Annotated in this window: 7 protein-coding genes and 1 pseudogene; 1 reads left to right on the forward strand and 7 read right to left on the reverse strand. The window is 49.1% G+C overall.

The annotated features are described in order from the left end of the window. Window positions 1–48: 48 nt before the first annotated feature. From D0A34_25355 to D0A34_25370, 4 genes and pseudogenes are all read right to left on the reverse strand, one after another. A pseudogene (locus D0A34_25355) lies at window positions 49–3195 on the reverse strand (CHAT domain-containing protein). 156 nt (window positions 3196–3351) lie between these two features. Then, window positions 3352–4119 (reverse strand): DUF928 domain-containing protein, encoded by a 768-nt coding sequence (locus D0A34_25360; GenBank protein ID UNU21726.1) that lies wholly within the window; start codon window positions 4117–4119, stop codon window positions 3352–3354. Window positions 4120–4620: 501 nt separating this feature from the next. After that, on the reverse strand, window positions 4621–6504 hold the full coding sequence (locus D0A34_25365; protein UNU22463.1) for a CHASE2 domain-containing protein: 1884 nt from the start codon (window positions 6502–6504) through the stop codon (window positions 4621–4623). A gap of 71 nt (window positions 6505–6575) precedes the next feature. Then, window positions 6576–7247, reverse strand: a complete 672-nt coding sequence (locus D0A34_25370) for a DNA-binding response regulator (GenBank protein UNU21727.1) — start codon at window positions 7245–7247, stop codon at window positions 6576–6578. A 299-nt stretch (window positions 7248–7546) separates the two neighbouring features. Between D0A34_25370 and D0A34_25375 the strand changes: the two genes are divergently transcribed. Further along, on the forward strand, window positions 7547–8365 hold the full coding sequence (locus D0A34_25375; GenBank protein UNU21728.1) for a class I SAM-dependent methyltransferase: 819 nt from the start codon (window positions 7547–7549) through the stop codon (window positions 8363–8365). A 596-nt stretch (window positions 8366–8961) separates the two neighbouring features. On the opposite strand, the gene D0A34_25380 is transcribed toward D0A34_25375, so the two are convergent. The 3 genes from D0A34_25380 to D0A34_25390 form a co-directional block, all read right to left on the reverse strand. Next, window positions 8962–9561: a Uma2 family endonuclease gene (locus D0A34_25380; GenBank protein ID UNU21729.1), complete on the reverse strand. Its 600-nt coding sequence runs from the start codon at window positions 9559–9561 to the stop codon at window positions 8962–8964. Window positions 9562–9640: 79 nt separating this feature from the next. Beyond that, complete coding sequence (locus D0A34_25385; protein UNU21730.1) at window positions 9641–11881, reverse strand: phosphoketolase; 2241 nt, start codon at window positions 11879–11881, stop codon at window positions 9641–9643. A 210-nt stretch (window positions 11882–12091) separates the two neighbouring features. Beyond that, window positions 12092–13315 (reverse strand): peptidase S1, encoded by a 1224-nt coding sequence (locus tag D0A34_25390; GenBank protein ID UNU21731.1) that lies wholly within the window; start codon window positions 13313–13315, stop codon window positions 12092–12094. Between the last annotated feature and the right edge of the window lie 3 nt (window positions 13316–13318).

The raw sequence follows: 13318 nt of genomic DNA on the forward strand, positions 1-13318 counted from the left end.
AGAAAATTTAGGAGAAAAACCTTGAGCCAATTCGCTATTAATAAAAACTTACTCTGCCTCCCCAATTAACGTGAAAGCTGCCCAATTTCGCGGCTGGGGATGAGTTTTCATCGTGGTTAACATTGCCTGCCGAAGTGCCTGTGCTTTATTCGGATTCTTCTGAAGGTTTTGATAAAATGCCTGCATCAATTCCGATGTCGGCGCATCGGGAACCGCCCATAAAGAAACAATCACGCTGGGCACTCCTGCCGAAATCAAAGCGCGCGACAAGCCAATCACCCCATCTCCGGTAATTCTGCCTTCTCCAGTGTTGCAGGCACTCAAAACGACTAAATTTGCTTGCAGTTTCATGTCGAAAATCTCTTCTGCGGTCAATAAGCCGTCATCACTACCAGAGGGAGCCAGGGCGATCGCACTTCCCAATCCATGCACATCGTCCAGCAATCCATGCGTTGCTAAGTGAATAATCGATGCTTGGGGCATTTTTTGAACGATCGCAGCTTTTGTCCCTTGTGCGCCTGTGATGGCTTGAGTATTGAGCAGAGGGGCGATCGCGATCGCTTCAGCTTCGGCCCCAGGTAGAGGAGACAATTGCTGCTTGGGCTCTCCCGGATAGGCAGACACACTAGGCATCGTAGGATTGCCCAATACTAGAGCCCTGCCGCTGTGGGATTGCTTCTGTGCTAGCTTCTGTCGTTGTTGTCGAGTCAAATCCAATACTTGAATCGAAGGGGCGGTGAGAATGGTGTGTTTTTCGATTAAGTAAGTGCCGTTGGCATCTTGCAGGGCGGGAAACGGCACCTGGAAAAGCGATCGTTGAGGAATGAAAATGACGTGGGCATTGGGGTCTTTGGGTAGGAGGCTGGCAATGGGCTCGATCAGCAGTTGATGCAGTGTCGGTAAGTCGGGTTGGGGTTGGGTAGAGCCAAGACTGCTGCGACTGCGGACAGCCAGGAATTCTTGATTGCCAACGATCAAGCTGGCTAGAGAGGCGTTGTGTTTCTGCCAGAGGGGTTTGAGATCGACTTGACGGAAGGTAATTTCGCCCGTAGGTTGAATCACCCAGATGTAGAGTGCGGATTCACGTCCTACTTGCTTGCCCTGAATCTCGAACTCGTCGTAGATGATGGAATACTGCACCAAAGTGGCATTCTGTGCTTTGGCGATTTGTGCGATTTGATCCTGATTGGGAGCAGTGGCGATAACCGGATTGGCAGAATCAGATGATAAGCGTTGTGTGAGTAGATCGACAAAGGCACGAGCACGTCCCCGTTCCGCAATTTCTAACGCGGCGATCGGGTTATTCTGAGCCACCCGGACTAGTTGTAAAGTCCGATAGGTACGAGCTTGTCCTTCAAAGATGGAGACTTTATTCGCGTCGTTGGAGCCGAGCATTTGACGCATCGATTCCCAAACTTGAATGGCATTGACGAGCATCTTTTCAGCTTCTGTTAGGCTGCCAGCCTTTAAGAACGCTTCTCCGAGGTTGTTGAGTGCCACACCTTCTTCTTGGCGGTCTTTAATTTCGCGGGCGATGGCTAAACCCTGCTGTGAATACTCAATGGCTTTCGGATAGTTGCCTAGATAGAGGTAAACGGCTCCCAAAATGCGCAGTGCCATACCCTCCCTCTGGCGGTCTTTAATTTCGCTAGTGATCGCTAAATATTGCTGTACATACTCAATGGCTTGGGCCGATTTGCCCAGATTGAAGTAATCGGCTCCCAAATTGCCCAGTGCCCTACCTTCACTTTGGCGGTCTTTAATTTCGCGGGCGATCGCTAAAAATTGCCGTGAATACTCAATGGCTTTGCCATAGTTGCCCAGAGAGTGGTAAGCACTTCCCAAATTGCCCAGTGCATTCCCTTCCCTTTGGCGGTCTTTAATTTCGCGGGCGATGGCTAAACCCTGCTGTGAATACTCAATGGCTTTGGTATAGTTACCCAGATAGTAGTAAGCGACTCCCAAATTGCCCAGTGCCCCACCCTCCCCACTGCGGTCTTTAATTTCGCGGGCGATGGCTAAACTCTGCTGTACATACTCAATGGCTTTGGCATAGTTGCCCAAAGAGCGGTAAGCGATTCCCAAATTGCCCAGTGCATTCCCTTCACTTCGGCGGTCTTTAATTTCGCGGGCGATGACTAAACTGAGCTGTGAATACTCAATGGCTTTGCCATAGTTGCCCAGAGAGTTGTAAGCAACTCCCAAATTGCCCAGTACCATACCTTCACTTCGGCGGTCTTTAATTTCGCGGGCGATGACTAAACTGAGCTGTGAATACTCAATGGCTTTGCCATAGTTGCCCAGAGAGTTGTAAGCAACTCCCAAATTCCCCAGTGCTGCACCTTCACTTTGGCGGTTTTTAATTTCGCGAGCGATCACTAACAGTTGCTGTGAATACTCAATGGCTTTGCCATAGTTGCCCAGATAGAGGTAAACGGCTCCCAAATTGCCCAGTGCCCTACCCTCCCCGTCGCGGTCTTTAATTTCGCGAGCGATGGCTAAACCCTGCTGTGAATACTCAATGGCTTTGGTATAGTTACCCAGCTTGAGGTAAGCGACTCCCAAATTGCCCAGTGCATTCCCTTCCCTTTGGCGGTCTTTAATTTCGCGGGCGATCGCTAACAGTTGCTGTGAATACTCAATGGCTTGGGTATAGTTGCCCAGAGAGCCGTAAGCATTTACCAAAAAACCTAGTGCAAAACCCTCCCCTTGGCGGTCTTTAATTTCGCGGGCGATGGCTAAACTCTGCTGTGAATACTCAATGGCTTTGGCCGAGTTGCCCAGAGAGCCGTAAGCGAGTCCCAAAAGGCCCAGTGCCTTACCTTCCCCACGGCGGTCTTTAATTTCGCGGGCGATGGCTAAACTCTGCTGTGAATACTCAATGGCTTTGGCATAGTCGCCCAGAAAGAGGTAAGCGACTCCCAAATCCTTCAGTGTTCCACCTTCCCCAGGGCGGTTTTTAATTTCGCGGGCAATGGTTAAAGTCTGCTGCCCATACTCAATGACTTTGGCGTAGTTGCCCAGAGAGTGGTAAGCGAGTCCCAAAAGGCTCAGTGCCAAACCCTCCCCTGGGCGGTTTTTGAGGGCGCGATAAATTTGCAGTGCCTGTTGCCAGGAATTCAACGCTGCTGGGAATTGGCCGGTCTGATACTGTTGGTTGCCCTGCTGCAAGAGCCGATCGCCCTCTGCTTGACGGGCATCGATCGCCTGAGCAACAACCGGGAGTTGAGAGTGCCGAGGAATGTAAAAGGCAACAGACAACAGGCAAAAGGCGAGGGGAAAGAGGAAGCGCGATCGCACTTTACGATTACTGGATTTAAACAGTGTTAGCGAGAAAGGCTGCATGGGATTTTAGGGTTTGGGTTGCGGGAGTTGGCGTTGTTGTTCGATCGCCCTAATTTGCCGCAATTGATCGCTCCAGTCTTTCAAAGGTTCGGCTTCCGAACTAGCAAGAGCATCTAGCAATTCCAGCACAGCCGCTTGGTTTTGAGAAGTCTCAGAGGCTTTGCGCGCTTCGGCGATCGCGTCATACCACAGCCCAGACTCCGCATACAGGTCGATCCGCTGTTGGGGAGTTTGCGCCGCTGCAAGTTGAGTCTGCAACGACGCCGCAGGCCCAACGACTTGGATTTCTGCCGCGGCCACCACATTGCTCGAAGGAACATTCGGATCGCACACCAACACCACTTGCCACTGATAGGATTGCCCGATCGACAGTTGGGGCAGATTTGAGGGCAAAGCAACCGACATAATCCCTTGCTGACTCTGCATCTCGGTTCTGTAGAGCAGTTGTCCCGTGCGAGTAAACAGCCTCAATTGCAGCGGACGAGGAGTGCGATCGGGTACAAACCAGGTAAAGGTCGGATGCCCAGAAATCGTCTCTCCCACATGGCTAAACGGCACCAAGACAGTCAATCTCGCCGATGAATTAGCTTCGCAACTGCCGCCGCGAGTGGTATTCGTCCCGGTGTCTTTCGGTTTAGAAGGGTTTTCAGGAGGAGTATATTTTGCCAGCGCTACAGGAGCGATCCAGAACGAAACACTCAGCATTAAACTCGCAATGCCGGCAGAGTAAACGGTTCGACGCTTCAACTCGTGAGTCATCATCTGAATCCTCATCTGTAACTATCTTCTAGAGTAATCACGAATACACAAACACAATAGAGGACTCTCCGCAAGCTTAGTTTGCGGGAAGGTGCAAAGATATTGGTATCAGCTTAAGGGCAAACCCTCAGTCCGGCAGTCCGGCAGGGGTTTAAACCCCTGCCTCAAAGCTAAAGTCGTCTTCAGACGACTAATGAGTTCTTCAGTCCTCTTTGAGAGGACTTTCGCTCTGAGACAGGGAATTCATTCCCTGGCGGACTGCTGGGTGGGCGGGAGGACTGGGTGGACTGACAGCTTAAGTTGACACTAATGGGCATTGCCCTATCCAGAGTTGCCGTGTTGTCGATCGTGATATCTAAGCTCTTGGACCATTCTCAAGAACGGGCATCCTGCCCGTTCCACAAAGAGTGAATTTCTTGTGGAACGGGCATCCTGCCCGTTCATAAACGCCTTATTGAAAATGGTGCAATATCTCATCTCAATTAGCTCCGATTTGACAAGGGTGAACCCAACCAATTACCAGAACCACCGCCGTTTTGCTGGCCAGGTTAACTCGCACACTGTCCCCTTCGGTTGATTCGGGTAGCGCCGAAATGCTCCGCCTAACTGTTTGGCTAAGTTCTTTGCAAGCTGGGTTCCTAATCCTGAAGGTTGAAGTTTAGGGTTTGGATCTTCGGTTATTTCCCTGTCTCGCTCGATTTCAGCCAAGCTAAGCGTTTCTGACTGAGACTGTTTCCCCCTACCATTATCCGCCACCCGAATCACCTGCCGATCGCCTTCTTGAGTGCAAATTACAGTCAAGCGAGTGGCTTCGATCGCGTGTTTGCCGACATTGCAGAGCGCTTCTTCTAGAAAGCGGCAGAGTGCTCGCTTGTGTTCCAACCGCAGATGCGAGGTGTTCAAGGGATCGAACTGCACAATTTTGAATTTGATGGTTTTGAGGTAGGGCAATTCTTGTTCGAGCGTGTTGGAATAGACCTTGTAGAGCAATTCATGCAATGGAGCCTGCAGGGCCAATTCGATCGCACTTCCCATGCGGAGATGCGGTTCATCCGCGATCGCGTCTCGTTGCACAGAGCCGTAAACTGCCCGCAATTCTTCATTCAAGCGTTGCAACTCCGGTAGAAATAACGGCGGTGTGGCTTGTTCTTGAGCAGTTCTCAAAATCCCAACCAATGTTTGTAACGGGCCGCTATGAATTGCATTAAAGGTCTGCTCGATCGCAAACTGACGTTCCTCCAACCGCAGTCGGAGTTCCTGTTCGTGGCGATAAAATAACGCTGCCATCAAGCCAGCCCCATTCAACACCAGCACCAACAATACAGGTACGATCGGCACCCACCATCCCAAAAGAATCAGCCAGTAACAGAGCGCGATCGAGCTGACACTGGCGACTAAGAGCCCCAACAAAATTTTCCAGGGCGATCGCAAAAACCGCCCCAGACTTATCCCCAAAAGTCCCCATGCCACAATCCAGAGATATTCCCATGCGTCTGCCCAAACCCGAAGCAACGATCGGCTATCGAGCACCGCACTAACGATCTGGCTAGTGGCGTGTGCCTGGATTTCGACTCCGTAAATCCGTCCCGGATTGATGCCAAGGATCGCACCTGAACTTGCCAAATCCTTCGCGCTAAAAGACATCATCCCTATCAGCACAATCCTGCCTCGAATCCAATCCGGGTTCACCTGTCCCGATTTGATTTGCGAGAGAGAAAGCACGCGAAACGGCATTGTCCCGCTGCGAACATTGAGTAAAATCTGGTTGCCGCCAGCATCCGCCCCCACATATCCGCCAGAGTTTGACTGCACTCTGGTCAATTCAATGCTGCCAAAGCGCTTCGCGTCTGGGTCGCGAATTCCATTACCAAACTCAATTCCTCGGGCTGCTAAATAGCGTTCTGCCAGCCGGATCGCCAACGAAAAACGGTATTCCTGCTGGGAGTTGTGAGCGCCCAATAAACTGCGGCGCTGGTAGCCATCCGCATCGAGAACGGCATCTGCAAAGCCAACCTGTTCCGATGGCAGCGCGGGCGGAGGTGCCACGGTAAAGCCACTGCGATCGGGCAGAGCAATCTCCACTCCGATCGTATTCTTGCTGCTGCGAAACACCGATGTTAGTTCAGCATTACCCGGCTCAACCGGAATATCGCGTACAATATCCAGCCCGATCGCGATCGGTTGATACGTCTGCAAAGATTTGACAAGTTCAGAAATTTCACGATCGGGAATCGGATAAGTTTTGGCGCGTTGAATATCTTCCTCGGTGATACTTACGATTACAGTCCTTTCATCCATTGGCTCAGGAGGACGCAGCAGCAGAAATCGATCGAACGTCACCAACTCCAAAAACTGAAGCGAACCGGTCAATCGAGCGATCGTCACAGCGCCAATCACCATCACCCCTGGAAGCGCTCCTCGTCCCCAAGTCGTGACACCCGCTTTCACTGCTTGCCATCGATCGCGCTTCACTAATCAATCAATCCTTGTTCCCTAGCTCGCACTTCCGTTTGAATCCGCAGATTCTTATCATTATGAGCATACACCTCTAGCACATCTCGAATCTTAGTCCAGTAACACTGCACAGTGCGTTCAGAAACATTCATCCGTTTGGCGATCGCAGTATCCTGCAAGCTCTCTTGAAAAGCAAATTGCAACACCTGCAGCCAGGCGGGTTTGAGTTGCAGCCCATTGCGGATCTCTCTGGGTGTATAAATCCGCTCGTGCAGCGCCCAATCAACCATTGCTAGTAAGTCTTTCGTCGGCTGGCTCTTATCGACAACTGTGAAGCCGCCCATGTGATTGTCGATCGACGGTTTCAGCCAAACTAAAGTCCGAACATGGGCACTCTGCACCACAATATTCAGACTCGGATACTGCTCCATCAACGTTTTGAGGAGTTGAAGCCCTGAATTCGCTTGAGCTGTTTCGCCGGTCGTCTCTGGCATTACCAAATCCACAATCACCAAATCCGGGGTCGTCTGCGCTATTTGCTCAAGCGCTGCCTGAGCCGTCGGAGCAGTCAGAATGTCTGCCTCTGGATATTCTTGCTTCAGAATGTTAAGCGTGCCACCTAACACCATCGCATGGTCATCCACGACTAAAAATGTTCGTTTCTCTGGTTGAGGTAAAGTCTGGGGCATAATTGATTCGTTACCACACAACATCGTCAGTTTAGGTAATCCGTCAACCCATTTTAGATTGGGAATTTACGATTTTCGATTTGTGACCTAGTTGAAACTAGGGGCTTTAAACCGCTGAAATTCTCATTCAAAATCCCAAATCTAAAATCGTCTCGGTCATCTTCTTACAATAGAGGAATTACCTGGCTCCCGTCCTGCATCTGTCCGCCAACTGGCGTTGGGGATGTCCGCAATGAGAATTGCGCTAAAGCGCAGTTCTATTATAATCTAGGTGTCCCAGCAGGAAAAAGGATGATTTTATGGCAGCAGAAGGTTCGTATCAAGCCAGCACGTACAATCTGGAACTTGACGCAGAAATCCAGCGGTTAAAAGGTCAAGTTCTCCTCAGTTGGGAAAAGGAGGCGCGCAATTTAACTTGGTTCGGTTTAGCTGACGGGATGAATGTTTTGGAAGCGGGTAGCGGGCCGGGATTTTTCACTGAAAAACTGTTAGAATTGCTGCCAAACAGTTCGGTAACAGCGGTAGAAATCGACCCGGTACTGCACGAAAAAGCAGTAGCATATTTGCAGGACAAAGGGGGCGATCGAGTAAATCGCATTCAAGCATCGGTGGCGGATACTGGTTTGGATGATAACACGTTGGACTTTGCGATCGCCCGTTTGCTGTTCGTTCACCTTCCCGAGCCCGTCGCAGCAGCTAGAGAAATATTCCGCATCTTGAAACCGGGCGGCAAACTGGTGATTATTGATAGCGATGCCGATCTGTTTTGGCTGACAAATCCACCTTGGTCAGTCGAGATTGTCAGGGAGAAATTCAAGCAGGTAATGGCATCGCGGGGCGGCAATTTATCCGTCGGGCGAAATCTGTGCCGCATTCTCCAAGAAGCTGGGTTTGTTAGCGTTGATTTAGAAGCCGTTGTCAGCCACAGCGATTTAATTGGAATTGAAGCGTTTGAACCTTTGCTGGACTCCGGGCCCATTTTGCAAATGGTCAAACAAGGGTTGATTTCCGAGTCTGAAATAGAAAGCTATCTGGTTTCGCGGGATGAGTTTGTAGCTGCGGGCGATCGATCGATGATGAGTTTTTGGTTGATGGCTTGCGGGAAAAAAAATGAATAAAATTAAGACAGATATTTCACACAATAGTGATGTCCCCTCGCAGCAAAGCCTCTACCACTCTCGCTACATTCCCAGCTCACAAAGCAAACTTATTTAATAGCCAATTAGGAAAAAATTCAGAATAAATTATCTTTTCAGAATTAGGTTTAAGCTGCACGTATAGCTCTAGGATCGTATCCTATCAAATCCGGTAGCATCGTCGGGCGTCAAATCTAGTCAACCGTCAAAAATCACTGACGGTGCAACCGGAATTGATATAATTAATCTGCGTTAATCTGTGTTTATCTGCCTGTATCTGCGGTTAAAAAAAGAGAATTTATTAACCGCAGATGATAATGGAGTGACGCAGATTCACGCAGAAGTCGAGAAGAGAGATAGGAAGAATTCCGATTCTAAAAGATTTCCTATAAAAGCTATAAATTTTCCTATTTCTGAGCTTAGTAACTTTACACCTACAAGTCTAACCAATCGTTGGAGCCGATCGCGCAAAGGTTGTTTGTGAGAGCAAATGGTTGTCTGTCACATTTTAGCTTAACCAATCAAGCCGTTAGCGAAGCCCTCGTAGACGATCACACTTTTTACCAACTCCTCAGCATTCAACCCACTTGCCGAACCCCATTAAGAAACTCCGTCCTTGCCTCAATCCTTGAAGGCATTAAAACGCAACGTACCAGTAATTCTAAATCCAATTCCGGCAGCAACTCACTTCTTAAAATTTGCTCATAATTATCCTCGCGCAGCCCATAAACAGAAAGCCGATTATTTTCCCAAAACCAAACTTCTGGAATGCGAAGTCGCAGATATTTAGCTAGTTTATTGGTGCTACCGCTAGTCATCGTTACCTCCACGGCTAGATCGGGATGCTCTTTTCTTGAACCTATATAATAAGACTCGTCTGGTTCAAATGATACATCTCTGGCCCGGTCTCTGCGAGTCGCACTACCTACAGGAATATATTCAATTCCCATTTCACAAAAGTAGAGTTGTAGCAAAAAATTAAGAATACAACTGATTGTCTCATGTGCTTCGCCCAGTGTCATAAACTCGATCCACCCATCAAGATAAGTTATCCGCAAACCAGAAGAGTCGGCCATCAAAGATTCGATCGCCTCAAATTGCTCCCAAGTATAATAACCGGGGAGAATCAATCGCTGTTCTGCAAGCGTACCTATTTCTTCTAAAATTTTTGCTGTCATAGGTATCACCATCCTATTTTAAATATTACTAGCCCCTACCCAGCACAAACCAGGCAGGGGCATTCACTCACATTCTAACTTAATGAACTAGCTCGATCGCTCTTTTAGTCAACGCCTCAGCAGTCAACCCGTTAAACGCCATCAACTGACCAGCACTAGCAGTAGTTTCCCCCCGCTTCCAAGCGAAAGTATCCCGCTTGCAATTGCTCCGTAGCATCACAGGTTCCAACATCCCCGAAGCACCGCCTGTCACGCCAATCAAGGCATCTCCGCCAAACAATTCGGCAAATTTCTCATCGCTCAAAAAGCCGCCGTCAGCTTCCGAACAAGTATCCCAAGCAACATCGCTAGCACGATACAAACGCCGGGGATTCACAATAGAAACAATCCGCACTCCAATCCCTTCTGTTTCCAAAAATGCCGCCGCTTCAAACACTGGCATTAACGTCATGTCGCCGACAACTGCAAACACAACTTTCTTGCTCCCCCCTTGATTGTGGGGAGCTTGGGGGGAATCGACTTCGTGCAGCACTATTGCACCGTCTTGCAAACCTTGGCGAGTCTGTTCAAAAGTAGTGCGAATCGGCAGTGGCGACTTGCTCGCAGTAATCACAACTCCCTTATTTTTAGCAGCCAAAGCCCACTCGTAACAAGCTTGAATACTGTTAGCATCCGGTGGAAACAAAGGAAACACATTTCCGTTCCGCATCATCGCCGCAAAATAAGCCTCAATTTCCGGCCGCTGGTGCGTCCAACCGTTGCGGCCTTGCTCCAATGCACCCGCTGTAAATAAGGTGACAGTTGCGGGAGTTGGACGGCGCAATTCTGCCATTGCTTGGGTTACAGTTTGCCAAATTGGTAAACCGTTGATGGCAAAAGATTCGTAGGAACACCACAAACTCCGCGCTCCGAATAGCGATAAACCTACCGCTAAACCAGCGCAAGCATCTTCGCTCAAAGGTTCGTAAACTTGGCCGTTTGGCGATTGATTGTACAGGTCATCTGTCGTCGGGTGAATAATCTTGAGAGCTTGGTTGATATTGGCAATTGCCGATGCTTCATTGCCGTCAGCATTAGTGACAATAAAAGTACGATCGCGCTCGCCAACTTTCCCTACCAAAACCCCCATTGCTGTTGTCGAAATCTTCGGTTCTCCCCCAACTGCAAATTCTTCCAAAGGCAATTCGCCTAAATCTGCCAGCGGCAATGTAAACTCAGTAACAACTGTTTTCGCCGCCGGCCCGCCGCCCGCACGCTCGCAATTTGTCCGCACCAACTCCCAAGCAGCAGCAGTCAAAGCGCGCTCTTTTAAAGCACTGATAATGTGCGGAGCATCCAGCGTATCTTTCGGATAAAGGTTGTGAGATTTTGCTCCGCGCGCGTGGACGCCGGCACCTTTCAACTGTTTGATAATAAACACAGTTAATTTGCCGCCGAGAGCAGATTTTGCCGCTTTGTCAACTCCTTGTAAAACAGCTTTGGTAAATGCCATGCGCTGTTCGAGCGAAAAAGCAGTGCTGTCAACATAATCTTCCGGTTGATTTTTATCGTCAAATTCCTTAGCATCAACTAAGATAACTTCTTCAAAACCGTTGCCTTGCCAATAAGCAATCATTTCAGCATTAGTTTTAGTGGAAACCATGCTGTGATGTTCCTGAGAATATCCGTTCCAAACCAACACAGGCAAAAAGTTCGTAACGCTGGGATAAGCAGTGTGGAAATGCCCCATGCTGCTCATCGGATAGGGTTCGCCCATGCCGCCGTCGCCTATTGTGAAAGCAAAGAGTTTTTCGCGGTGTAAAAGCGCTCCTGCCATTGCGAAATGCTGCCCTTGTCCGAGGGGACCCGCCGGTGCTAAAAGGCCGGGAATGAAACCGGAAAGATGTCCTAACAAACCGTCTTTTTCTCGGAATTTATCGCGCATTTGCTGCACGTTAACAATTCCCATATCCTCCAAAGATCGATCGAGAAACATGGCGCTGTAAAATCCCGGCGCGTGATGGCCGACTTCGGTGACAATGTTCTTGTGTCCGAGCATCACCAAAGCGGCATAAGCTTCAGCTTGGCTAGCAAAACCCCCCGGATGTCCCGATGCCTTGCTAGCGGTAACTTGCAGCGTCAGGTAGCGCAGGGCGTCTGCTCCCAGCATCGTTTGAAAGATGGCTGCTGGATCGGCAGGATCGGCGATCGACTTGCTCCCCTCGGCGATCGCAGGTGCTTTCCCATAAGTCTCAAAACCAGGGACTGTTTCAGCAAAATGTTGAATGCCTTCGCAAAAAGCGGGCGTTGCTGACGTTGCCTGCGGGGTAGTTGCTGTCATGCTTGATACCTAAAAAATTTGAATTGGATTAATGTAAGAGTAATTTTATAGCTTCCGTGTTCCAAAAAATCATTAGTTCTATTATGTCAATAATAAATAAGTAAAATATCTCAATTTTTAAGCTAATAAGTAGTTGTTTGAGAACCCCGACTTATGCAAAAAGTCGGGGTTCTGTGTTTACCCATTACTAATCCATCTCAAATCCCAAATCTAAAATTGTTCCAGCCGTTCCCGGACATCGATATAAAGCACAGTACCGCTTTCAGAAAGAGAAGGCACAGCCTTTTGATTCCCCAGCCAAACAAAAAAACTGCTAAGTGCAGGAGTCGGGTCTTGATCGCGGCGCAGCGTGTAGATCAAACCTTCGCAAGGCCCATTAACGCGGCTAGTCGTGCAAATCGCTTTCTGGTTATTTACAATACCCACCGTGACATAATTTAGCTGTTTATTTCGGTTATAATTTTCAAGGCGCTGAGTCACTTGTTGGCAGCGAGTTAGAGGATCGTAGCCCGAACTAGAAAAGAAATTAGAATTCCAGCGAATCCAAGGCTCCCTGAACCCTTGCGGATTTTGATACACAGTCACCGGCTCGCCCGTCGAGGTATCGCACACAAATCCTCCATAACCCCGATTCGGTTGGTTTTGACCCGAGGCGCTGCTGAGAGAAAGATTGCTGAGAATATCAAAGCCGTTATGCTTATTTTGTGATAGCAACTCTTTAAAAGCATCGATCGGGATTGCCGCGTTCAACCCCGTTTTTATCTCCTCAATCTGACCGTTCCACTGACTCCTAATTGTGCCAACAGTATCCCCCTGGCCGTGAATTCCTACCACCCTGCCATCAGCATCAAATACAGGCCCCCCGCTCATCCCGCGCCTGGTTACAGCTTGGTAGCGCAGACGATACCCCGATGAGGCGCTGCCCAAGCGAGAAGAGATGATACCAGCAGTAAACTCAAGTTTTCGTTCAAATCCCGAAATTGGCAGCGGATAGCCAGAAACGTAAATAGCAGAACCAACAACAGCACGTTCCGACTCGCCCATTGGTGCTACTGGATACTGTTCTCGGCTCTGAAACTGTATCAAAGCCAAGTCTATATCCCGGTCATTTTTCGGGAGGCGCTGTATTCTAATCGCAGCATAATCCTTCTCCAAATGAGTGCGAATGCTGTATTTTTGAGCGAGGCTTGCCACCACATGATTAGCTGTCAGAACAGTGTAAATATTACCCTGTTTGGCAATAATTACTCCCGATCCACTAGCCAAAAAACCCAGCGTATTGTTGACTTCCACAGTTGTCAACGTCGCTAGCTGGGCAATTTCTTCGGCTGTTTTGGCACAGGCAGCATATTGTTGGCTGACAAGCGCCGTCACTGTTAATGCACCTGTCAAGATGATTGTCAGCGCGTCAAACCGCAAACTCCACACATTCATCGA

The sequence above is a fragment of the Microcoleus vaginatus PCC 9802 genome (genome assembly GCA_022701275.1).
Taxonomy (GTDB): Bacteria; Cyanobacteriota; Cyanobacteriia; order Cyanobacteriales; family Microcoleaceae; genus Microcoleus; species Microcoleus vaginatus_A.

What these genes read in the sequence shown, in the direction of transcription:
- D0A34_25360 (UNU21726.1), bottom strand. Translation starts at nt 4,119, where the DNA reads ATGAGGATTCAGATGATGACTCACGAGTTGAAGCGTCGAACCGTTTAC.
- D0A34_25365 (UNU22463.1), bottom strand. Translation starts at nt 6,504, where the DNA reads ATGGTGATTGGCGCTGTGACGATCGCTCGATTGACCGGTTCGCTTCAG.
- D0A34_25370 (UNU21727.1), bottom strand. Translation starts at nt 7,247, where the DNA reads ATGCCCCAGACTTTACCTCAACCAGAGAAACGAACATTTTTAGTCGTG.
- D0A34_25375 (UNU21728.1), top strand. Translation starts at nt 7,547, where the DNA reads ATGGCAGCAGAAGGTTCGTATCAAGCCAGCACGTACAATCTGGAACTT.
- D0A34_25380 (UNU21729.1), bottom strand. Translation starts at nt 9,561, where the DNA reads ATGACAGCAAAAATTTTAGAAGAAATAGGTACGCTTGCAGAACAGCGA.
- D0A34_25385 (UNU21730.1), bottom strand. Translation starts at nt 11,881, where the DNA reads ATGACAGCAACTACCCCGCAGGCAACGTCAGCAACGCCCGCTTTTTGC.
- D0A34_25390 (UNU21731.1), bottom strand. Translation starts at nt 13,315, where the DNA reads ATGAATGTGTGGAGTTTGCGGTTTGACGCGCTGACAATCATCTTGACA.